This window comes from Xanthomonas indica (assembly GCF_040529045.1).
Classification (GTDB): domain Bacteria; phylum Pseudomonadota; class Gammaproteobacteria; order Xanthomonadales; family Xanthomonadaceae; genus Xanthomonas_A; species Xanthomonas_A indica.
Genome location: NZ_CP131914.1, coordinates 4,743,122 through 4,765,073, shown reverse-complemented (window position 1 = coordinate 4,765,073; position 21,952 = coordinate 4,743,122). Strand labels below are relative to the sequence as shown.

Below are 21,952 nucleotides of genomic sequence, written 5' to 3'. Positions count from 1 at the left end.
GAGGCGGCTTTCGCTTAGGGCGAGCCGAAGGCGCAGTGCGGTGCGTCCCGGGCGGTACGTCGTCGGGACTGAAGTCCCTCCCACAAAGGCGCGCGCTCGCCGTGTTAGACCGGCGGCGGCGAGCGCCAGGAAGTGGCGGCTGCGGCCGGGTTCCTGTGGTTGCGCCTGCTACATCACCGGCGAATGCATCGCGGTGGACGGTGGTTTTGCGCTACGGGTTTTAGCGCGCGGGCTGTGATGCAAGCGAGGCAACTGCGTGCAGCGGAATCCGTAGGAGCGGCTTCAGCCGCGACCGGGCGTTAGCGGGAACGCCCGGTCGCGGCTGAAGCCGCTCCTACGACAACAGGTGCGCCACCGTGCGAGTGCGATGGGTTACGGCGCGGGCCGCTCCGGTGCGCCGCAGTTGCTGGCCTCGAGCAGGTACTGGCGGCGTTCGAACTCCGCGCGCAGTGCCTCCGCATGCTCGGGAACGGCGAAGCGCCAGTGGGTTTCGGCTTCGGCCACGTAGTTCTTCCAGGTATCGCACAACTGCTCGGCGGGCAGGGGCTGGCACTGGTCGCGTAGCACCTCGCAGGCGCTGCCGCCGGCCTGGTTGGGTCCACCGTCCAGGTCCGTCGTGTGCAGCGGCACGCAACGCGGCGGCGGTTCGGCGACCTCACCGATGTAGGACGCCTGCTCGCGGGTGGTGCAGGTGTACAGCGGCGGGGGCGGCAGCTTCGGCGGTGGCGGTGGAGCTGCAGCAGCCGTGGTGTCGACCGGGGCCGCCGCGTCCGCAGGCGTGGCGGCGGTCGGGGTGCTTGCAGGGGGCGACGATGGAACGGGCTTGGCTGCGAGCGTGGTCGGCAGTGCGGCGCTGCTCACGCCCTGCATGATCTTCTTCTGCTGGCGCATGCCCTTGGGGCAGGGCATGTTCTGGATGGTCAGGTTGTCCTGCGCATCGGTGCAGCGATAGAACACCACCGGTTCGGCGCTCGCCGCGCCGGCGCAGGCCAGCAACGCGGCCAGGCAGAGCGCACGGCGCATCAGGTGCCGCCGCAGTCGCGCGCCAGGCGCGCATCGATGCCGCGCTGTTCGGTTTCCAGCGCACGGCGCTCGCTCTGCAGGGCGCTGTTGTAGCGACGAATCAACTCCCAGCGGCGGTCGCTCAGGCGCGCGCAGACCTCCTGCTCGGGCAGCGCCGTGCAGGTGTCGCGGATCAGCGTGCTGCCGGCCGGCACGATCACGCCGGCGCCGGCGGCCACTCCCGGCGGCGGTGGCCCTGGCGGGTGTGGACGGCCGGGCGGAGGCGGTCCCGGCGGGCCGGGCGAACGGCCATCGGGGCCGCGCCCGGACGGCAGCGCGTACGGGCCCTCGGCATAGCCATAGGCCCACAGCGGCACCCAGCGCGGATTGCCGGCGTTGTCGTCGCTGGTGTAACGCGTGCCTTCCGGGGTCACGCACTCGTACATCGGCTGCGCCGGCTGCACGGTGACGATGCGCAGTTCGCGCTGCGGCAGCGGCGCCGGGGAGGCCTCGCCGCGCGCCGGATCGGTGCTGATGGTGGTGGTCGGGCGCGGCGGCGGATCGCGCGGGCGCTGCATGTCCAGCACCTGCTGCCGGCGCGCATTCTCGCAGGGCGCATTCTGCAGGCTGACCGCGCCGTAGGCAGCGATGCAGCGGTAGATGCGCACCGATCCGTTGCCGCCGTCACTGCTGACCGTCTGCGTCTGTTGCGCCCAGCCGGCGCCGATCCAGGGCGACAGGCTCAGCAGCAGCAAGGGGCGGAGAAGACGGCGCATGCGCGCATCTTGCGCGCCTTGGCCGGCCAGGGAAAGGGCGTGCATGCCGGGATTCAGGACGCAATGGGCGCGGGTGCGCAGCGGGGTCTCGTGGCCCATCGGCGGGCCACGGGTCAGCGGCGCGCTTCCTGCCGCATCTCGCAGCGGTTGCGAGGTGTTGCCGGCCTCGGCCAGGGCGTGCTCGTGAAGTGCGGGCGCGTTGCTCCGGCGATGCGAGCTGCGCCCACCCCTCATCCGCCGCTGCGGGGCACCTTCCCCGAAAAGGGGCCGTTGTCCCGAGGGGAGAAGGGAAGCGTGCGAGCCCCTCTCCCACCGGGAGAGGGGTTGGGGTGAGGGTGCGGCGCGCGAGCGCCCACGTGGCCATCGCCGTTGCCGCCAGCCGTCACTGCAATGGAGGTCCGGCGTGCCGTGGAAGCCAGGGCCTCAGGCGCGCAGGATCTCGCCGCTGGCGGCGTCGCGGATCGGGGTGGGCTGGGCCAGGCCGCCGGTGTCGCCGTCGAGCAGGCCGTCAAGGTCGTTCAGCACCAGTGGATCCAGTTCGCTGCGCTGCCGCGCCGGCGGCTCGCCACCGCGGTTGGCGCTGGTCGACACCAGGGCGCCGCCCCAGGCCCGGCACAGGGCGGCGACCAGGGGATGGGCGCTGATCCGCACGGCGATGCCCTGGTGCGCGCCGGTCACCCAGGGCGGCGCATGCGCGGAGGCGGGCAGGATCCAGGTGTGCGGTCCCGGCCAACTGGCCAGCACCGCGGCCAGCCGGTCCGCCGGCAGCGCCGACAGGTCGAGCAGCGGGCGCAACGGATCCAGTTCGGCGGCGACCACGATCAGGCCCTTGTCCACCGGCCGCTGCTTGATCCGCAGCAGGCGGGTCACGGCGGTCTCGTCGTGCGGATCGCAGCCCAGGCCCCACACGGCTTCGGTGGGATAGGCGATCACACCGCCCTGGCGCAGGACGGCGACGGCATGGCTCAGCGACAGGTCGGTCATGCGCGCATCATGCGGCACGTCCTCGTCTAAGGACAATGAGGGTCGGTGCGGGTAGGGCCGGTCGGCGCAGGGCGTGTCGGGCCGGGCGATGCGTCGCGGCCGGTCCTGCAACCAGGGCAGGCACGCGCCGCTGTGCAGCGGCGGGGCGGACGTGGGCGCGCTGTCGCGCCCGATGTGCGCCAGCAAGATCGCGGGCTGGCGATGGCGCAGGTGCAATGCGGCGAGCGGCGGCGGTTCGCGGGTTACTGGCGCGCGCCCGGCGCTGCTGCGCCGCCGCGGCACCCCAGTGAGCGCTGCCGCGACTGCGGCAGCCCAACAAGGGCGGCTCAGCCGCCCTTGGCCACGGTCTTCTTCGCCGCCTTCTTCACCGCTTTCTTGGCGGTCTTCTTCGCGGCCTTCTTGACCGCCTTCTTCGCCGCCGGCTTGGCCGGGGCGTCGGCCGCGGCCTTCTTCGCCGCGCTCTTCTTCGGCGCAGCTTCCTTCTTGGCCGCGGCCTTCTTGGCGCCGAAGCCCTTGCGCACCGGCTTGCCGGTTTCCTCCAGCAGCTTCTGCACTTCGTCCAGGCTCAGCGTGGCCGGCTCGCGATCCTTGGGGATCTTGCCGTTGAGCTTGCCGTCGCTGATGTACGGGCCGAAGCGGCCATTGAGCACCTGGATGTCGCTGCCGGGGAATTCCTTGATGATGCGGTTGCGCGCGATCTCTTCCTTCTCCTCGATCAGGAACACCGCACGGGCCAGATCGATGGTGTAGGGATCGTCTTCCTTCTTCAGCGAGGCGTAGACGCTGCCGCGCTTGGCGAACGGGCCGAAGCGGCCGATGCCGACGCTGACTTCCTCGCCCTTGTCCTGGCCGAGGCTGCGTGGCATCAAGAACAGCTCCAGCGCCTCCTCCAGGGTGATGGTGTGCATGCTCTGGCCGGGACGCAGCGAGGCGAACTTGGGCTTGTCCTCGGCATCCTCGGCGGTGCTGCCGATCGCCGCATACGGCCCGAAGCGGCCCAGGCGCACGCTCACCGGCTTGCCGGTCTTGGGATCGGTGCCGAGCTCGCGCGCACCGCTGGCTTCGGCACGGTCGACCGATTCCTTCTTGTCCTCGACCAGCTCCTTGAACGGTTCCCAGAAGCGCGACATCAGCGGGATCCAGTCCTCCTCGCCGCGCGAGACCGCGTCCAGTTCGTCCTCGAGCTTGGCGGTGAAGTCGTAGTCCACGTACTGGGTGAAATGGCTGGACAGGAACTTGGACACCGCACGACCGACATCGGACGGGCGGAAGCTGCGGCCTTCCATCTCCACGTACTTGCGGAACAGCAGGGTCTGGATGATCGAGGCGTAGGTCGAGGGACGGCCGATGCCGTACTCTTCCAGCGCCTTCACCAGCGCCGCTTCGGTGTAGCGCGGCGGCGGCTGGGTGAAGTGCTGCTCGGCCAGGATGCGCTCCAGCGGCACGCGGTCGCCGGGCTTCATCGCCGGCAGCTTGCGGCCTTCGTCCTCGTCCTCGGCGCTCTTGTTGTCCTTGCCTTCCTCGTACACGGCCAGGAAGCCGGGCACCACCACGGTGGTGCCGCTGGCGCGGAACACGTGCTCGCTGCCGGCCGACAGGTCCACGCTGACGGTGTTGAGCGTGGCCGGGATCATCTGGCAGGCCACCGCGCGCTTCCAGATCAGCTCGTACAGCTTGCGCTCGTCGTCGGTGAGGAAGCGGGCGACCTGGGCCGGGGTGCGCAGCGCCGAGGTCGGACGCACGGCTTCGTGCGCTTCCTGGGCGTTCTTGGACTTGGTTTGGTAGGTGTTGGGCTGGTCCGGCAGCGAGGCGATGCCGTAGTCGCGCGCGATCACGTCGCGGATCTCGGCCAGCGCGTCCTGCGACAGGTTGACCGAGTCGGTACGCATGTACGAGATCAGGCCGACCGTGCCCTCGTCGCCGATCGCCACGCCTTCGTACAGCTTCTGCGCCACCTGCATGGTCTTGCGGGTGGTGAAGCCGAGCTTGCGCGAGGCTTCCTGCTGCAGGGTGGAGGTGGTGAACGGCGGCGCCGGGCGGCGCTTGCGCTCCTTGCTGGCGACGTCGGTGACGTGCAGCGCGCCCTGCGCGGCCTGCTGGATGCGCAGGCGCGCGGCCTCGGCGGTATCGCCGTCGGTGATGGTGAACTGCTCGAACTTCTGCCCGTCGAGCTTGATCAGCTTGGCGTTGAAGTGCTGCGAGGGATGCGCGCAGTCGGCGGCGATGGACCAGTACTCGCGGGCGACGAAGGCTTCGATCTCCTCCTCGCGCTCGACGATCATGCGCAGCGCCGGCGACTGCACGCGGCCGGCGGACAGGCCGCGCTGCACCTTGCGCCACAGCACCGGCGACAGGTTGAAGCCGACCAGGTAGTCCAGCGCGCGGCGCGCCTGCTGCGCATCGACCAGGTCGCCGGCGATCTGCCGCGGCTGCGCCATCGCTTCCTTGATCGCGCGCGGGGTGATTTCGGTGAACACCACCCGGTGCAGCGGCTTGCCCTTGAGCAGCCCGCGCTCCTGCAGGATCTCGGCGATGTGCCAGCTGATCGCCTCGCCCTCGCGGTCCGGGTCGGTCGCCAGGTAGATGTCTTCGGCCGCCTTGGCCGCCTTGGCGATGGCCTCCACGTGCTTCTCGTTCTTGTCGATCAGCGCGTAGCGCATCGCGAAGCCGTCGTCCGGATCCACCGCGCCTTCCTTCGGGATCAGGTCGCGCACGTGCCCATACGAGGCCAGGACATGGAAATCCTTGCCGAGGTATTTGTTGATCGTCTTGGCCTTGGCGGGCGATTCGACGATGAGCAGGTGCTTGGACATGGCGGGTCGGGCTTCGATGGGCGTGGGCGGACGCCCTGGGGGCGGTAGGGTGGCGCAATTGCTCCGGTTAGTGAAGCGTTGCGGTCTCGCAGAGAAGCCGACGCCCGGGACGGAACCCCCGGGCGTTCAGCTACGGCGCTTATTTATTAGTGGGCATGTCCGGCGCCCGCTGTCAAGCCGGCGCCGGCCGGGCGGGCCGCCGCGCAGGTGGCAACACGGCTCCGGAGCCTACCGGACTCAGTGCCAGCCGCCCTTGGCGGCCATGCCGATCGCCAGGGCGACCACCAGCATCGCGCCGGCCATCAACAGGCCGAACAGCGACAGGATCACCACGGTGACGGTGCCCAGCTTGCGCTGCTGCCATTCCGGATGGTCGGTGTAGGCCCACTTGTCCACCACCAGGGTGTCGCAGAGCATGTCGTGCAGGGCCTGCTTGCGCTCGGTGAAGGCCGCCATCAGCAGGCCGATGCCCAGGGTCAGGCTGCTCAGCATGAAGCCGAAGTAGCGGCCCACGCCGCGGGCCACGGTGATGCGGCTGCCGTCGGTGCGCACCACCTTGATGCCGACCGCCATCTTGCCCAGCGTGGCCTGCTTGGTGGAGGCGTGGAACAGGCCGTAGTACAGGGCCGAGATCGCCAGCGGCACCAGGTACACCATCAGCAGCATGACGATGCCGGCGGCGGAGGTGAAGTTGGGCTGGTTGCCGACGCCACTGACCCCCATGAAACCGAGCAGCACCACGAACTGGATCACGTTGGCGACCATGCCGACCAGGAACGCGTCGATCAGGTAGGCGGCCACGCGCTTCCAGAAACCGGCCTGCACCACCTCGCCGCCGCCGACCACCCGCGCACCGCCGTCGAGCACGGCGCTGGGGGCCGCGTAGGGCGATGCGACTGCGGGGGGCGCGGGCGCGGCCCAGGCGTCGGGCACGGCCGGCGTCGGAGCGGGGGGCGGCACTTCGCCGCCGACCTCCATCGGTGCCAGCGCGGGAGCCGCGGGGGGCGATTGGGCCAGGCCGAGCTCGTCGACGAACTCGGCCAGGGTGCGCCATTCGCTCAGGCCCTCGCGCCAGACCAGGGTGGACAGCCCGATCTCGCTGCGCTGGAAGCGCTGTTGCAGGTCGGCGGCCGCCAGCGGGCCATGGCGCTGCTGCGCCGCATCGGCGTAGTACCACTCAGTCATTCTGTTCCCCGGGAGTTGCAGTCGAAAACGGTGCGCCGGTCAGCCGCCGCGGCAGTGGACCGGCAGGACGCGATCGTCCAGGTCGGAACTGCAGTTCCAGGCGGACGTGCGCTCATCGTAGTCCAGCCACAGCGCTTTGCCATCCAGACGCTTTTGGTTGGGCACGCGCAGCGTGGCCTCCAGGCCGCAGTGGCCATTGTCGAAGCGGCCGACCCGCACCTGCGCGATGGTGTCGCCGGCATAGCTTTGCGGGGTACCGAAGCCGGTGTCGCCGTTGACCGCGCAACGGTGCTCCTGCGCGGCGAAGGCGGCGACCTGGTCTTTCAGCGGCGCCAGCGTGCCGAGCGCCTGCGCGACCTTCGCACGTGCCAGATAGTCCTGGTAGGCGGGCAGGGCGATCGCGGCGGCGATGCCCAGGAACGCCAGCAGCAGCACGCCGACGATGGTGCCGACGATGGCCGTGATCGCGCAGCCGGACAGGCCGCTGCGTGGCGCGGCAGCGGCAGCGGGGCCCGCAGGGGCGGTGGCATGCAGCGGTGGCGGCAACGGCGGCGGGGTGGGCGCGTCGGGCAGGCCCAGCTCGGCGGCGAGCGCGTGCAGCGGCCGCCACTCCGGCAGGCCCTCGCGCCAGACCAGGGTCTCGCGCTGCAGGCGGCCGTCGTGCAGGCGTTCCAGCAGGGCCGACGCCGGCAACGGGCCGTGCCGCTGGCGTGCGGCATCGACGTAGTACCAGAGCGCGGGGGAGGAAGTGTCTTCGTGCATCCGTGCGCGACCGTCAGCGGCTCAGTGGACCGGCTCCGGCTCGTCGACGAACATCTGCGTTTCCATCCACGCGTACGCCGCCTCGGCACCGGGCTGGTTGAACAGCACCATCAGCACCACCCACTTCAGGTCGTCCAGGTCCAGCTCGTCCTGGTCCAGGGCCATGGCCCGGTCCAGCACCAGCTCGCGCTGGTCGCTGTCGAGAATGCCGTGCTGTTCCAGGAACAGCAGGAAGCCGCGGCATTCCACGTCGAGCTTGTCCAGTTCCGGACCGTGGTAGATGCGGATCGGGCCATCGATGCGCGGCTGCGCCACGGCCGGGCGCTGGTCGGCCAGGGCGTCGAGCCAGTCGAACGCCTTGCTGATCTCGGTGGGGCTGAAGCCGGCCTGGATCAGGCCATTCTGGAGGGAGTCGCGATCGCGGACCGGGTCCGCGTCTTCGCTGAAATAGTGTTCGAACAGGTACAGCAGTACATCCAGAATGCTCTCTTTCATTGCCCCTCGGCCTGCGTCGCGAGACGCTGTGGAGGTGAAGAAACTAGGGTTTGCGGGTGTAACGACCGCGTTCGACCGCCACGTAGCCATCCAGTTCCATGGCCAGCAGCATGGAGGACGCCGCTGCGGCCGTCAATCCGCTGCGTGCGATGACTGAATCCATACAGATGGGGTCGTGGCCCAGCGCCTGCCACAAGCGCTGGTAGTCGGGATGGGGGAAGACCGGCGTGGCGCCGCGCGCGGTGCTGGTTCCCTGTGTGGGGGCGTTCAGGCGTCCGCGCAAGGCGTCGGCGAGTTCGGCGGCCAGCGGCGCGACGCCGGCCAACACTTCCTCTGCGCTTTCCACCAGCCCGGCGCCGTCGCGGATCAGCCGATGGCAGCCGCGCGCCAGCGGGTTGTGGATCGAGCCGGGCAGGGCGAACACCTCGCGCCCGGCCTCGGCGGCCAGCCGCGCGGTGATCAGCGCGCCGGAGCGGGTGGCCGCCTCGATCACCAGGGTCGCCAGGCTCAGCCCGGCGATGATCCGGTTGCGCGCCGGGAAGTGGCCCGCCCGCGCCGGCGTGCCGGGCGGATGCTCGCTGACCACCGCGCCGCGTGCGGCGATCTGGCTGCGCAGGGCGGCGTGCTGGCGCGGATAGGCCAGGTCCGGGCCGGTGCCGACCACCGCCACGGTCAGCCCGTCCGCGCGCGACAGTGCGGCCCGGTGCGCGGCGGCATCGACGCCGCTGGCCATGCCGCTGGTCACCGCGAAGCCGGCGGCGGCCAGGGCCAGGGCGAAACCGTAGGCGTTGTCGCGGCCGCCGGCGCTGGGCGCGCGACTGCCGACCACCGCCACGGCCGGGTGCCACAGCGCCGTCGGGTCGCCGTCCACATACAGCGCCAGGGGCGGGTTGGGCGTGCGTCGCAGCAGGGCGGGGTAGTCGGCATCGTGGCAGCCGAGCAGGTGCCGGCCTGGCTGCGCCAGCCAGCGTTCGGCGGTGTCCAGCGCGGCGCGGTCGGGCCGCTGCAGCGCGGCGATCTGCGCCGCGTCCAGGCCGGCGGCATGCCAGCCGGCGGGACCGGCAGCCAGCGCCGCGGTCGGGCTGCCCTGCTGCTCCAGCAGCTGCCGGCGCGGGGCGCTGGCGCCGCCGGCCAGTGACAGGACCAGCAGGGCCGGGTCGGCGGGGGCGTCGATGGGAGCGGTGACAGGCGGGGACATGCGCCCAGGCTAGGCCGCAAACGCAGACGGCGCCCTCGGGCGCCGTCTGCAATCGCTGTAGGGGGATGCCCCGGCGGCGGGTCAGCGTGCGTCCGGATGCTTGACGTCGTAGCCGATCCGGGTCGGCTTGATGCCGTCCATCACCAGCGCGTAGCTGACCTTGTCGAAGGTGCGGAACACCATCGCGTGCGCGGCGTACTCGTCCGGCAGCGCCACGGTGGTGCCGCTGCCGCCGGTGAAGCCGTCGTCGGCGCGCGAGGTGTTGGGGTGGCGCACGCGATCGTTGACCCGGGTGCCATGCCGCCACAGCGACACCACGGTGCCGTTGTCGATGCCTTCGCGGCGGCCACCGGAGATGGCGATCACGTCACGCGGGCCGGCCGCGCTGAACGCATCGGCCACCGCCAGCACCCGCAGGCCGGCGGCCAGCGCCTGCTCGGACGGCGGATGCGGCACGAACTGCAGGTCGTAGGGCTGCGCCTCGACCGGGATCAGGCGGTCCCCGGCGCGCACTTCGCGGGCGTTGTCCTGCAGCAGCAGGGCGGTCGCCTGGCGGCCATCGGCGGACACCCGCGCGACGGTGCCGATGTTGACCTGGGCCAGTTCGTAGCCGAGGGTTTCGCGGCGCTTGTCCGGCGGCACGAAGGTCTGCCACAGGTTGCCGCTGCCGGGAATGCTGCGGCCTTCGGCGTTGAGGTCGTCGCTGAGCTTGGGCAGCAGGTAGCGCACGGTCGGACGGACCACGGCGTAGCGCTGCCCGGCCTGGGCCTGGCCGAGGCCGACCGCGTAGACCAGTTGCCCGTCGGTGGCGCGCAGCCGGTTGTCTTCGATGCCGACCACGTAGGGCAGGTTGTCGATGCGGTCGACCACGCGCAGGTTCTTCAGGAACGGCTCCACCTGCGCCAGCGGGATCGCGTCGATCGGCGCGTCCTGGCGCGGACCCGGCTTGACCTCGGCATGCGCCACCCGGTCCAGGTAGGCCAGGCTGAGCACGTCGCCGGGGTAGATCAGGTGCGGGTTGTGCACCTGCGGATTGGCCTGCCAGATCTCCGGCCACAGCCAGGGCTTGCCGAGGAAACGCCCGGCGATGTCCCACAGGGTGTCGCCCTTGCGCACCACGTAGGTGTCGGGGTGTTCGGCGGCCATGCTGGCGGAAGCAGCATAGGTCGCCACGGTGAGCATCGCCACGGCGACGACCGTGCGGAGTCGATTGAACATGAGCGCGGAGCCTGATTCCCCAACAGGTTGGCGCACTATAGTGCAGAACCCTGGTGCGGGCGCAAGCGCCGGGCGCAGAAACGGGTAGAATCCGCAGGTCTTGCCGAATCGTCCGGCGCCCCCATCTTGGGTACCGCTATGGCCCTGCTCCCCATTCTCGAATTCCCCGATCCGCGCCTGCGCACCAAGGCGGTGCCGGTCGACGCCGCCGAGGTCACCTCCGCGGCCTTCCAGCGCCTGCTCGACGACATGTTCGAGACCATGTACGACGCGCCCGGCATCGGCCTGGCGGCCAGCCAGGTGGACGTGCACAAGCGCTTCATGGTCATCGACGTCAGCGAGGAGAAGAACGCCCCGCAGGTGTTCATCAACCCGCAGATCGTGCAGCGCGACGGCGAACAGGTGTACCAGGAGGGCTGCCTCTCGGTCCCCGGCATCTACGCCGACGTGACCCGCGCCGATGCCATCACCGTGCGCTACCTGGACCGCCAGGGCCAGCCGCAGGAACTGAGCACCGACGGCCTGCTGGCGGTGTGCGTGCAGCACGAGATGGACCACCTCGACGGCAAGCTGTTCGTCGACTACCTGTCCCCGCTCAAGCGCGAAATGGTGCGCAAGAAGCTGGCCAAGGCGCGCAAGCACGTGGCTTGACGGCCGGGATTCGGGAATCGGGATTGGGGATTCGCCAGAGCGAATCGCACCCTTCCGGTTGCCGATCCTGCCGTTGCGAATCCCCAATCCCCAATCCCGAATCCCCGCCCAATGAAACTCGTCTTCGCCGGTACGCCGGACTTCGCCGTGCCGTCGTTGCGCGCGGCTGCGCAGCGCCATGAAGTGGTCGCGGTTTACACCCAGCCGGACCGCCCGGCCGGCCGTGGCCGCGGGCTGACCCCGTCGCCGGTCAAGCTGGAGGCGGTGGCGCGCGGCATTCCGGTGCTGCAGCCGCAGACGCTGCGCTCGCCGGAGACGCTGCAGGCGCTGCGCGCGCTGCAGCCGGACCTGATCGTGGTGGTGGCCTACGGGCTGATCCTGCCCAAGGCGGTGCTGGCGATCCCGACCCATGGCTGCTGGAACGTGCACGCCTCGCTGCTGCCGCGCTGGCGCGGCGCCGCGCCGATCCAGCGCGCGATCGAGGCCGGCGACAGCGAGACCGGGGTGTGCCTGATGCAGATGGAAGCGGGGCTGGACACCGGCCCGGTGCTGCTGTCGCAGCGCACGCCGATCGGCGCCGACGAGACCGGCGGGCAGTTGCACGACCGCCTGGCCGCGCTCGGCGCGCAGGTGCTTGCCGACGGCCTGGGCCTGCTGCGTGCCGGTCTGCGTCCGGTGGCGCAGCCGCAGCCAGAGGCCGGCGTCACCTATGCGCAAAAGCTGGACAAGGCGCAGGCGCGGCTGGACTGGCAGCAGCCGGCGGCGCAGCTGGCGCGGCAGGTGCGTGCCTTCGATCCGTGGCCGGTCGCCGAGGCGATGCTGGCCGGCGAGCGGGTGCGGGTGCGCGGTGCGATCGCGCTGGATCTGGCCCACGGGCAGCCGCCGGGCACGGTGCTGACCGCGTCCAAGCAGGGCATCGACATCGCCTGCGGCCAGGGCGCGTTGCGCCTGCGCGTGCTGCAGCGCGAGGGCGGCAAGGCGATCACCGCCGCCGACTACCTCAATGCGCGGCGCGACCTGCCGGTCATGGCGTAAGGCGCCGGGCATGCCTGTGTACCCCGCGTTGGGCCTGGCAGGCGCGGCCGTGCGCGCGTCCTCGCTGAGAGGTTGGCGGGCGTCCACGGCCTTGCGCGGTGCCGCTGCGCACATGCATCACCACAGCACTGCATGCGCGCGGAGGCATGCGACGTCCTGGAGCGCGCGCCGATGACCACGACGCCTGCCGCTGCGTGGCCGCCGGGCGTGGCCCCGCGGGTGGTCGCCGCCCGCGTGCTGACGGCGGTGATCGACCGCGGCCGCTCGCTCAAGGCCGAACTGGCCACCGCGCTGCCGACACTGCCGGATCCGCGCGACCGCGCGCTGGTGGAGGCGATCTGCTTCGCCGTGCTGCGCCACCGCCCGGCCTACGAGGCGGCGCTGCGGATGTGGTTGCAGAAGCAGTTGCCGCAGCGCGACGCCGAACTGCGCGGCCTGCTGCTGGCCGGCTTCGCCCAGCTCGATGCGCTGGGCCTGGCGCCGCACGCGGCGCTGTCGGCAACGGTCGACGCGGCGCGCGCGCTGGATCGGCCGCGCCAGGCCGGGTTGGTCAACGCATTGTTGCGGCGCGCGCTGCGCGACGGGCTGCCGGCGGTGGCTGCCGACGCGGGCTGGCCGCTGTGGCTGCGCGATGCGCTGCGCGCCGACTGGCCACAACAGGCCGAGACGATCTTCGCCGCCAGCCAGCAGCCGGCGCCGCTGTGGCTGCGGGTCAACCGCCAACGCGGCACCCGCGACGCCTACCTGCAGGAACTGGCCGCGGCCGGCATCGCCGCGCAGGGGTCGCCGCTGCTGGCCGATGCGATCCGCCTGGAGACGCCGATGGCGGTGGGGGGCTTGCCCGGCTTCGCCGACGGGCGCGTGTCGGTGCAGGACGGTGCGGCGCAGCAGGTCGCCGACGTGCTGGCGCCGGCGCCGGGCGCGCGTGTGCTCGATGCCTGCGCGGCACCGGGCGGCAAGTCCGCGCATCTGCTTGAACGCGATCCCAGTCTGCGCCTGACCGCACTGGACGTGGATGCGCGGCGGCTGGCGCGGGTCGGCGAGACCTTTGCGCGCACCGGTGCCGGTGCGCAGGCGCAATTGCAGGTCGCCGACGCGGCGCAGCCGCAGGACTGGTGGGGCGGCGAGCCGTTCGACGCGGTGCTGCTCGACGCGCCGTGTTCGGCCACCGGCATCGTGCGCCGCCAGCCGGACGTGCTGCTGCATCGCCGGCGCGAGGACGTGATCGCGTTGCAGGCGGTGCAGGCGCGCCTGCTCGACGCCGCCTGGCAGGTGCTGCGGCCGGGCGGGGTGCTGGTCTACGCCACCTGCTCATTGCTGCAGGACGAGAACGCGCGGCAGGTGCAGGCCTTGCTGGCGCGGCAGCCCGGCGCGGCGCTGGAGGATCCGGGCGCGGCCTGCGGGCATGCCTCCGGCGGCGGGCGCCAGCGCTTTCCCGGCGAACAGGACTGCGACGGCTTCTACTACGCACGGTTCCGCAAGACGGCGTGAACCGGCCCCGGTATCATCGCGTCCCATGCTGAAGACCCGCGCGTCCCGAGAGTTCTGGTTGTTGGCCGTCCTGGCGGTGCTGGTGCTCGGCGCCGGCCTGGGCCTGCGCGATCCGCATCCGGCCGACGAGCCGCGCTTCGCGCTGGTCGCCAAGCAGATGGTGGAGAGCGGCAACTGGCTGTTCCCGCACCGCGGCACCGAGCTGTACTCGGACAAGCCGCCGATGCTGATGTGGCTGCAGGCCAGCGTCTACACGCTGTTCGGCAACTGGCGGGTGGCGTTCCTGCTGCCGTCGCTGCTGGCCGGGCTGGGCACGCTGGCCTGCGTCTACGATCTCGGCCGGCGCCTGTGGACGCGCCGCGTCGGCATGTACGCGGCCTACGCGCTGCTGTTCGCCTTCCACTTCACCTACCAGGCGAAGAAGGCACAGATCGATCCGCTGGTGGTGTTCTTCATCACCCTGGCCAACTACGCGCTGCTGCGCCACCTGTTGCGCGGGCCGGACTGGCGGTTGTGGGCACTGGGCTGGTTCGCCGCGGGCCTGGGTACCATCACCAAGGGCGTGGGCGTGCTGGCGCTGCTGATGCTGCTGCCGGCCGCGGCGGCGTCGCTGGCGCACTGGCGCGGGGTCCGGGTCGGCCTGCGCGATCCGCGCTTCTGGTTGGGGCCGCTGGCGTTCCTGGCGGCGGTGTCGATCTGGCTGGTGCCGATGGTCGTCACCGCGCTGTCGAGCAACGCGCCCGAGTACCGCGCCTACCTCAACGACATCCTGTTCCGGCAGACCGCCGGGCGCTACGCCAAGTCCTGGGACCACGCGCACGGGCCGCTGTACTTCTTCGGGGTGATGCCGAGCATGTGGCTGCCGGTGCTGCTGGCGCTGCCGTGGGCGATCCCCGCCTGGGCGCGGCGCCTGCGCCGGCGCGACGCGCGCTACCTGCTGCCGCTGGCCTGGTGGGCGCTGGTGGTGCTGTTCTTCTCGATCCCGACCGGCAAGCGCGATGTCTACATCCTGCCGGCGCTGCCGATGCTGTGCCTGGCGATGGGGCCGCTGATCCCCGGGCTGTTGCGCAAGCCCGGGGTCAAGCGCCTGCTGCTGGCGTTCACCGCGTTGCTGACGCTGGCGCTGGGCGGCGTGGGTGTGGCGATCCTGCTGGGGCACGGCTTCCGCGCGAAGATGATGGAAGACCGCGGCATCGACCTGGCCACGGTGCAGGTGCTGGCCTGGATCCTGCTGGCGATCGGCCTGTGGGGCGTGGCCAGTCTGGCCGCCTTCGCACGGCGCCGCCCGGAACTGGCGACGGTCTCGACCCTGACCATGGTCTGGGCGATGGCCGGCTTGCTGGTGTACCCGCTGATCAACCTGTCCAGCTCCGCGCGCGGGGTGATGGAGTCGGTGGGGCGCCGCATCGGCCCGGATGCCGAACTCGGCCTGGTCGCCTGGAAGGAACAGAACCTGCTGATGGCCGACCGCCCGGCGACGACCTTCGGCTTCGTGGTGCCCTGGGACGAGCAACTGCGCCGCGGCATCGCCTGGCAGGCGCAGGCGCCGCAGCGGCGCTGGCTGCTGGTGCAGGAGGCGGCGATGCTGGGCTGCGTCGACCGCAGCGCCAGCATCCTGGCCGGCGTGTCCAACCGGCGCGACTGGTGGCTGGTCCCGGCCAGCGCCGTGCACGGCCACTGCGTAGTCACCCAGGACGACCGCGACCGCCTGCGCGAGCAGGACAAGGACCGCTTCGAATGAGCCGCAGCCGCGCGTTGCGGCAGCGTACCGCGGGTGCCGCTGGCGACCCGCGTGCCGCGCGGGCCGGGAGGCGCGCGTGCCGCCGCGCCTGATCCGGGTCATCAGCCGCGACAACGGCGGCGGCCTCAGCCGCGACCTGCAGGTGGTCGCCGACCTGCTGCGCGAGACCGGCCGCTACCGCGTCGAGGTGCTGGGCTTCGGCACCGTGCGCATGGCCAACCGCCTGCGCGAACTGCGCCTGTTCCTGCGCAGCCTGCTGTTCGGGCGCGCCGACCTGCAGATCTTCCTGGAGCGGGTGTATCCGCGCTGCCTCTGCGGCGGCCTGCGCAATGCGCTGATCCCCAACCCGGAGTGGTTCCGGCACAAGTGGCTGCGCTGCCTGCCGCGCTTCGCGCAGGTGCTGTGCAAGACCCGCCAGGCCGAACAGCGGTTTTCCACGATGGCGCCCACCGCCTTCATCGGCTTTTGCAGCGACGATTGCTACCGTCCTGAGGTGCCGCGCGAGCGGGCCTGCCTGCACGTGGCCGGGCGCAGTTCGGCCAAGGGCACGGCGTTGCTGCTGCAGACCTGGGCACGGCACCCCGAGTGGCCACGGCTGACCGTGGTGCAGAGCGCGAAGAAGTCCCACCCGATCGAGGCCGAGAACATCGACTACCTGACCGGCTACCTGGACCAGCAGGAACTGCGGCGGCTGCAGAACGCGCACCGCTTCCACCTGTGCCCGTCCGAGGTGGAGGGCTTCGGCCACTACATCATGGAAGCGCTGAGCGTCGGCGCGGTGGTGATCACCACCAACGGTGCGCCGATGAACGAGCTGGTGAGCCCCGAGCGCGGCGTGCTGATCGACCCGGTCGGCGAGGGCCCGGACAACTTCGGCGTGCGCTACCGGATCGAGGCCGCTGGCCTCGAGCGGGCGATGGCGCAGGCGCTGGCGCTGTCGCCGATGCAGTGCGATGCGCTGGGCACCGCCGCGCGCGGCTTCTTCGAGGCGCGCCGGCGCGAGTTCGGCGAGCGTCTGCGTGCGGCCGTGGCCGACCTGCTCGGGGACGCGCCGCCGCCCGCCGTGCCGGCCAGCCGCGGCGCCGATCGCGAACAGGTCAGGCCGGGTTAGGGAAGCGCCCCGGATCATCGCCGACCACCCACCCCCACGGCCTTCCCTCCTTGATGTCCCAGCCCATCGCGCCACGCCATGCCGTTTCCGCGTCCTCCCGCCAGGCCCTGGCCGAGCGCGGTGCGGCGCTCGCGCTGCTGTGCCTGCCGGCGCTGGTGATCAGCATGCCCAGCGGCCTGCTGCCGTTCGGCCTGCTGCTGCTGGTGACCAGCCTGCTGGCACTGCCGCAGTTGCGCCAGGCGGTGGCGCCGATGCAACCGTCGCTGCGCTGGCTGTGGATCCTGGCGCTGCTGGTGATCGGGTTGTCGCTGTGTTCGGTGCTGTACTTCGGCCAGCCGCTGAAGGACATCGACAACCGGACCCGCTTCCTGGTGCTGCCGTGGGCGGCACTGTGGACCTATGCGCTGCGGCCGCCGCAGCGCCTGCTGTGGTGGGGCGCGCTGCTCGGCATCCTCGCCGCGCTGGTGCTGGCCAGCGTGCAGGTGCTGCAGGGCCAGCCGCGCGCCGAAGGCTGGACCAATGCCATCGTCCTGGCCGATGTGGTGCTGATGCTGATGGTGCTGGCGGTGTTCTGCCGGCCGCGCGGACAGTGGCCGTGGGCCGTGGCCGCGGTGGTGGCCGGCGGCATCGTCATCCTGCTCAGCGGCAGTCGCGGCGTGTGGCTGGGCGTGTTGCTGCTGCTGGTGGTCAGCGCCCTGTGCCTGCGCTGGCGCGACAGCGCGACGCGGCTGATGATCCTGGGCGCTTGCACCGCGCTGGCGGCGGTGCTGGTGCTGAGCGTGCCGGCATTGACCAAGCAGACCCGCCTGGCCGAGTTGCATCACGACGTGCAGCGCTACGAGCGCGGCGACAGCGATTCGTCGGCCGGCGCGCGCATCGAGCGCCTGCAGGTGGCGGCGGCGACCTTCGTCGAACACCCCGTGGTCGGGGTCGGCGTGGGTCGCTTCGACAACGCCATGCTGCGCCTGCCGGATTGCCGCAAGGGCTTCGTCGAGCGCTGCCACCTGGGCCACGCGCACAACGACCTGGCCGAGTGGAGTGCGACCCAGGGCCTGCCCGGCACCGTGTTGATCCTGCTGGTGTACGGCGTGCCGCTGTGGCTGCTGCTGCGCCTGTACCGGCGCCGGCCGCAACCGCATTTCCATGGCGCGGCGGCGGCCGGGATCATGGTAGTGGCCGCCTACATCCTGTGCGGCATGACCCAGTCGATGTTCGCGCACCAGGTCAGCACCGGTTTCTATGTCTCGTTGGTGGGCGTGTTGATCGGCCTGGCCGCGCGCGAGGTGGAGCCGGCACCGGGCGCTGAAGGCGCCGCGCGAAGCCGGTAGACTGCCGGTCCCGCATCGCCGGGCGGCGCGGCGCCTGGCGCCGGCCGCCGGCACCGCGCCTGACTTCCGGATACCGCGCGCCATGGCCGACGCTGCCGCCGCCACCCTGCCGCTGAGCCTGGTGGTGATGACCTACAACGAGGCCGCCAACATCGCGCGCTGCCTGGACAGCGTGCCGTTCGCCGCCGACAAGCTGGTGGTGGACTGCGGCAGCACCGACGACACCGTGGCGATCGCCCGCGCCCACGGCGCGCGCGTGGTCGAGCAGGCCTGGCTGGGCTTCGGCCCGCAGCGCAACTTCGCCTCCACCCAGGCCGCGCACGACTGGATCCTGGTGCTGGACGCGGACGAGTTCCTGTCCGACGCGCTGCGCGCCGAGTGCCTGGCGCGGCTGCCGCAGCTGATCGCCGAGGATCGCGTGGCTGCGGTATGGCTGCGCCGCAGCACCTGGTACATGGGCGCGCCGATGCGCTGGTACAAACCCATGGTCGGCGAGCGCCTGGCGCGGCTGTACCACCGCGGCCGCGCGCGCTGGAGCGATGCGCGGGTGCACGAATCGCTGCGCTTCGACGGCCCCAGCGACGCGTTCGCGCCGCCGTTCAATCATCTGCACAACCCGACCCTGGTGCACAAGCAGCTCAAGGTGCTGCGCTACGCCGAACTCAAGGCGCTCGGCTGGCGCGACAAGCGCAAGCCGGTGAGAATGTGGCAGAGCCCGTTCGTGTTCGCCGGCGCCTTCCTCAAGGACTATCTGCTGCGGCTGGCGTTCCTCGACGGCTGGCGCGGCTTCGTTGTGGCGCAGACCGCGGCCAGCTATGCGCTGTACAAGCGCATGCGCTACTACGAGATGCAGGTCAACCCCGCCTCGGTGGAGCAGGCGCGGGCGCAACTGCAACGGCACGATCTGGAGCACTGATGAGCAAGCACTATCTGCTGTACGGATCCGAGCGCTATGCGCTGGCAATCCTGCGCCCGCTGCAGGCGGCGATCCGCGCGCGCGGCGACGAGGCGGCATGGTTCTTCGACGGCCCCGGCGCCGAGGACCTGACCGCCGACGAGCGCCACCTGGCGACGGTGGAAGAGGTGCTGGCGTGGAATCCGTACGCGGTGATCACCTCCAGCAACGCGGTGCCGCATTTCTTCCCCGGGGTGAAGGTCGAGACCTTCCACGGCTTCGACGCCGGCAAGCCGCGGCACATCTACGTGCGCGGTTTCTTCGACCTGTACTGCACCACCGGTCCGCGCGACACCGCGGCGTTCGGTGCGCTGGCGCGCAAGCTCGGCCACTTCGCGGTCAAGGAGACCGGCTTCCCCAAGATCGATCCGTTCATGCGCGAGATCGGCGCGGAGCTGGCGCCGGTGCGGCAGCCGCCGGTGATCCTGTACCACTCCACGTTCTCGCCGTCGTGGAGCGCGGCCGGCATCCTCTACGACGAGGTGGCGCGGCTCTCGCGCAGCGGCGAATGGCGCTGGATCGTCACCTTCCATCCGAAGATGGATCCGGCGATGGTCGCGCGCTACCGCGCGCTGGAGAGCGAGTACCTGCACTTCGCCGACAACGACAACATCCTGGAGCTGTTCCCGCAGGTGGACATGATGTGCTCGGACACCTCGTCCGCGCTCAACGAGTTCCTGCTCACCTACAAGCCGGTGGTGACGTTCAAGAACCGGCGTCCGGGGCCGCAGCTGATCGATATCGACGATCCGGCGCAGTTCGAGCCGGCGATCCGCCGCGCGCTGCAGCGGCCGCCGGAACTGATGGCGGCGATCCGCGAATTCGCCGATGGCCTGCATCCCTACCGCGACGGCCAGTCCAGCGAGCGCGTGCTGCGCGCGATCGACGAGTTCGTCGCCGAGGGCGCGCGCAATCCGCGGTGCAAACCGCTGAACCTGTGGCGCAAGCTGAAGATCCGCCGCCGCATCGGCTACTGGGGCCGCGGCGCGCGCCGCTGACGCGCCGCACCGCGGCACGTGCTCACCAGCGCAGCCGTCGCTGCGCCAGCGCGTCGCCCAGTTGTCGGTACAGCGCCCGCGCCTGAGCGTCCGGCAGCAGCCGCATGCGCAGCGGCGGTTCGCCGTGGCGGGCGCCGGCGGTGTCCAGCGACAGCGTCGCAGTGCCGCACCAGCGGTCCAGCGGCGAACGGCTCAGGTGCAGCGCCTGCAGCTTGTCCAGTTCGGCCAGCCGCCACCAGCGCCGCCACCAGCCGCCGCGGACCGCCACGTAGCGCGCATCCAGCGCGTAGCCCATGCGCTGCGCCTGCCGCCAGGACTTGAACGCCGACCACGGCAGCCATAACAGGCCCAGCGCGGCCCAGGCACCGAGCGTGGGCCACAGCGCCGCGCACAGCAGCGGCACCAGCAGCAGCGCCGGCAGCGACAGCCGCCACCAGCAGCGCGTGGCGATGCCGTGCCAGCGCGCCGGCGGCCAGGCGATCTGCGGCAGCAGCCGCTGCAGCAGCGCGTCGCAGGCGGCCGGCGTGGCCAGCGGCGCCAGTTCGGTCAGTGCGTGGTCGTGCCCGTGGTGCGACTGGATCACCGCGGTGTCGATGTGCAGGCTGCGCCGCCGCAGCAACCGTTGCAGCACGCTTTCGTGCAGGGTCCACGCCTGGATCCGGCGCCGTGCCACGCTGCTGCGCAGCCGCGTCAGCAGCCCGCGCTCCACGGTCAGCCGACGCTCGCTCTCGCTGAGCCGGAAGCCGTGGTACTGCACCAGCGCCAGCCCCATCGACAAGGCCCGCATCAGCAGCAACAGCGTCGCCAGCATCAGCGCGAAGGTGACCGTGCCGGCCATCCAGCCCAGCTGCAGGTGCGTGGCGTAGCCGAACAGTTGCCGCCCGTAGTGCTCGATCGCGTTGGAGATCATGCGCTCGGGAAACAGGTGGTAGGTGGCGCCGAACGCGGTGAGCAGCACCACCATGCCGCGGTTGGAGATCAGCCCCTGGCGCAGCACCTCGGCGGTAGGCAGGGCCAGCAGCAGTTCGCTGTCCGGCGCGGCAGCGGGCACGGCGCTGGCTTCGGTGGCGGCGGCACTGTCGGCGGCGGGCGCGCGGTGGCGGATCTGCTGTTCCAGCGCCAGCGCCTGGTCCAGCCGCAGCACGCGCATCTGCGCCTCGGGCTTGGTGCCGCCGGCCGACTCCAGGCGCACCTCGGCCACGCCGAACAGCCGGTGCAGCAGCGACTGGTGCACCACCACGTTGTGGATGCGCGCGAACGGGATCTCGCGCAGGCTGCGTTCCAGCCAGCCGCTGCGGATGCTCAGGCTGTCGCGACCGATGCGGTACTGGTAGGTGAGATAGCGCAGCAGCGACACCGCCACCAGCCCGCTGCACACCGCCAGCATCACCAGGTGATCGGCGTGATCGCGGTGGCCGTCGCGGCTGCCGAACACCAGCAGCGCCAGCAACGGCAGCAGGAAATGCCTCAGATGCTGCAGCAGCACGAACAGCCATGACCACGGGTGCAGGCGCCGCACAGGCGTGGTGTGCTCGGCGTCGGCGAGGTCGCTCACAGCGCGTCGTCGTCGTGGTCGAGTTGGTGCGCCAGGCGCTCGCGCAGGTGCTGCGCGTCGGCCTGGTCCAGGCCGGGCACGGCGACCGCGGTATGCCGGGTGCCGGCGGTGTGCACGACCAGGGTGGCCAGGCGAAGGGCGCGTTCCAGCGGGCCGCGGCGCAGGTCCAGGTGCTGCACGCGCGAGATCGGCACATGCGTCTCGCTCTGCCACAGGCGTCCGCGGAACACGTCCAGGCCCTGCGCGGTCAGCCGCCAGCGGATGCGCCGGTGACGGACGAAGCCGATCCAGGCGCCGCACAGGCCGCCCACCGCCGCCGCCACGGCGCCCAGGGCCAGTGCATGCAGGCTGTGCAGGCTGAGGCCGATGATGGCAGCGCCCACCACCAGGCTGAGCCCGAGCATGCAGCCGCCGCCGAGCGCCGCCAGCCAGGCGCCGCGCAATGGCAACGGTTGCCAGTCCGCCGGCGGCCAGTCGGCGGGCGCCTGCGTTGCCGCGGCAGCGCTGGGCGCCGGCGCGGCGGGGGAGTCGTCCATGGGCGGCGGTGCGATCACGTCGGGGTCTCGGGGCGAAACGGCGCGGGGCGCGGCGTGGCCTGCGATCCTAACGCGGCAACGGCGGGCGTGCGCAGCCCGCCTCGCCGCTCCCGGCGTG

The 21,952-nt window shown here is 71.5% G+C and carries 19 protein-coding genes; 8 read left to right on the top strand and 11 right to left on the bottom strand.

Annotation, left to right across the window (positions count from 1 at the left end; translation table 11 throughout):
* Nucleotides 1-372 precede the first annotated feature (372 nt).
* The 9 genes from Q7W82_RS20350 to Q7W82_RS20310 form a co-directional block, all read right to left on the bottom strand.
* Entirely contained in the window at nt 373-1,023 is a 651-nt protein-coding gene (locus Q7W82_RS20350) for a DUF4124 domain-containing protein (RefSeq protein WP_242160011.1), read from the bottom strand.
* Nucleotides 1,023-1,778, bottom strand: a complete 756-nt coding sequence (locus tag Q7W82_RS20345) for a DUF4124 domain-containing protein (RefSeq protein WP_242160012.1) — start codon at nt 1,776-1,778, stop codon at nt 1,023-1,025. The genes Q7W82_RS20350 and Q7W82_RS20345 overlap by 1 nt, the downstream gene beginning before the upstream one ends.
* Before the next feature lie 423 nt (nt 1,779-2,201).
* A complete protein-coding gene (locus tag Q7W82_RS20340) occupies nt 2,202-2,762 on the bottom strand; it encodes a Sua5/YciO/YrdC/YwlC family protein (protein WP_242081888.1) in 561 nt (186 codons plus the stop codon).
* Nucleotides 2,763-3,088: 326 nt separating this feature from the next.
* A complete protein-coding gene (locus Q7W82_RS20335; protein WP_242160013.1) occupies nt 3,089-5,575 on the bottom strand; it encodes a DNA topoisomerase I in 2,487 nt (828 codons plus the stop codon).
* Nucleotides 5,576-5,812: 237 nt separating this feature from the next.
* On the bottom strand, nt 5,813-6,760 hold the full coding sequence (locus Q7W82_RS20330) for an RDD family protein (protein ID WP_242160014.1): 948 nt from the start codon (nt 6,758-6,760) through the stop codon (nt 5,813-5,815).
* 39 nt (nt 6,761-6,799) lie between these two features.
* Nucleotides 6,800-7,522, bottom strand: a complete 723-nt coding sequence (locus tag Q7W82_RS20325; protein WP_242160015.1) for a pilin — start codon at nt 7,520-7,522, stop codon at nt 6,800-6,802.
* Nucleotides 7,523-7,543: 21 nt separating this feature from the next.
* Complete coding sequence (locus Q7W82_RS20320; RefSeq protein ID WP_010340686.1) at nt 7,544-8,017, bottom strand: DUF494 family protein; 474 nt, start codon at nt 8,015-8,017, stop codon at nt 7,544-7,546.
* Nucleotides 8,018-8,060: 43 nt separating this feature from the next.
* Nucleotides 8,061-9,215, bottom strand: a complete 1,155-nt coding sequence (dprA, locus tag Q7W82_RS20315) for a DNA-processing protein DprA (RefSeq protein WP_242160016.1) — start codon at nt 9,213-9,215, stop codon at nt 8,061-8,063.
* 81 nt (nt 9,216-9,296) lie between these two features.
* Nucleotides 9,297-10,433, bottom strand: a complete 1,137-nt coding sequence (locus Q7W82_RS20310; RefSeq protein WP_242160017.1) for a LysM peptidoglycan-binding domain-containing protein — start codon at nt 10,431-10,433, stop codon at nt 9,297-9,299.
* A 138-nt stretch (nt 10,434-10,571) separates the two neighbouring features.
* Between Q7W82_RS20310 and def the strand changes: the two genes are divergently transcribed.
* The 8 genes from def (at nt 10,572) to Q7W82_RS20270 (ending at nt 19,743) form a co-directional block, all read left to right on the top strand.
* Nucleotides 10,572-11,084, top strand: a complete 513-nt coding sequence (gene def, locus Q7W82_RS20305; RefSeq protein WP_010340689.1) for a peptide deformylase — start codon at nt 10,572-10,574, stop codon at nt 11,082-11,084.
* A 111-nt stretch (nt 11,085-11,195) separates the two neighbouring features.
* The gene (gene fmt, locus Q7W82_RS20300; protein ID WP_242160018.1) at nt 11,196-12,119 is read left to right on the top strand and encodes a methionyl-tRNA formyltransferase; all 924 of its coding nucleotides are present in this window, start codon (nt 11,196-11,198) and stop codon (nt 12,117-12,119) included.
* Between the two features lie 171 nt (nt 12,120-12,290).
* Nucleotides 12,291-13,610, top strand: a complete 1,320-nt coding sequence (rsmB, locus tag Q7W82_RS20295) for a 16S rRNA (cytosine(967)-C(5))-methyltransferase RsmB (protein WP_242160019.1) — start codon at nt 12,291-12,293, stop codon at nt 13,608-13,610.
* A gap of 25 nt (nt 13,611-13,635) precedes the next feature.
* Nucleotides 13,636-15,351, top strand: coding sequence for a glycosyltransferase family 39 protein (locus Q7W82_RS20290; protein WP_242160020.1), 1,716 nt, complete (start codon nt 13,636-13,638; stop codon nt 15,349-15,351).
* Between the two features lie 76 nt (nt 15,352-15,427).
* On the top strand, nt 15,428-16,462 hold the full coding sequence (locus tag Q7W82_RS20285) for a glycosyltransferase (RefSeq protein WP_242160021.1): 1,035 nt from the start codon (nt 15,428-15,430) through the stop codon (nt 16,460-16,462).
* A 53-nt stretch (nt 16,463-16,515) separates the two neighbouring features.
* On the top strand, nt 16,516-17,790 hold the full coding sequence (locus Q7W82_RS20280) for an O-antigen ligase (protein WP_242160022.1): 1,275 nt from the start codon (nt 16,516-16,518) through the stop codon (nt 17,788-17,790).
* Between the two features lie 82 nt (nt 17,791-17,872).
* Nucleotides 17,873-18,706, top strand: a complete 834-nt coding sequence (locus Q7W82_RS20275; RefSeq protein WP_242160023.1) for a glycosyltransferase family 2 protein — start codon at nt 17,873-17,875, stop codon at nt 18,704-18,706.
* Complete coding sequence (locus Q7W82_RS20270; protein WP_242160024.1) at nt 18,706-19,743, top strand: CDP-glycerol glycerophosphotransferase family protein; 1,038 nt, start codon at nt 18,706-18,708, stop codon at nt 19,741-19,743. Before Q7W82_RS20275 ends, Q7W82_RS20270 begins: the two co-directional genes overlap by 1 nt.
* A gap of 22 nt (nt 19,744-19,765) precedes the next feature.
* Here Q7W82_RS20270 and Q7W82_RS20265 read toward each other — a convergent pair whose 3' ends face one another.
* On the bottom strand, nt 19,766-21,298 hold the full coding sequence (locus Q7W82_RS20265) for a PH domain-containing protein (RefSeq protein WP_242160025.1): 1,533 nt from the start codon (nt 21,296-21,298) through the stop codon (nt 19,766-19,768).
* Complete coding sequence (locus Q7W82_RS20260) at nt 21,295-21,834, bottom strand: PH domain-containing protein (RefSeq protein WP_242160026.1); 540 nt, start codon at nt 21,832-21,834, stop codon at nt 21,295-21,297. Before Q7W82_RS20260 ends, Q7W82_RS20265 begins: the two co-directional genes overlap by 4 nt.
* Nucleotides 21,835-21,952 lie beyond the last annotated feature (118 nt).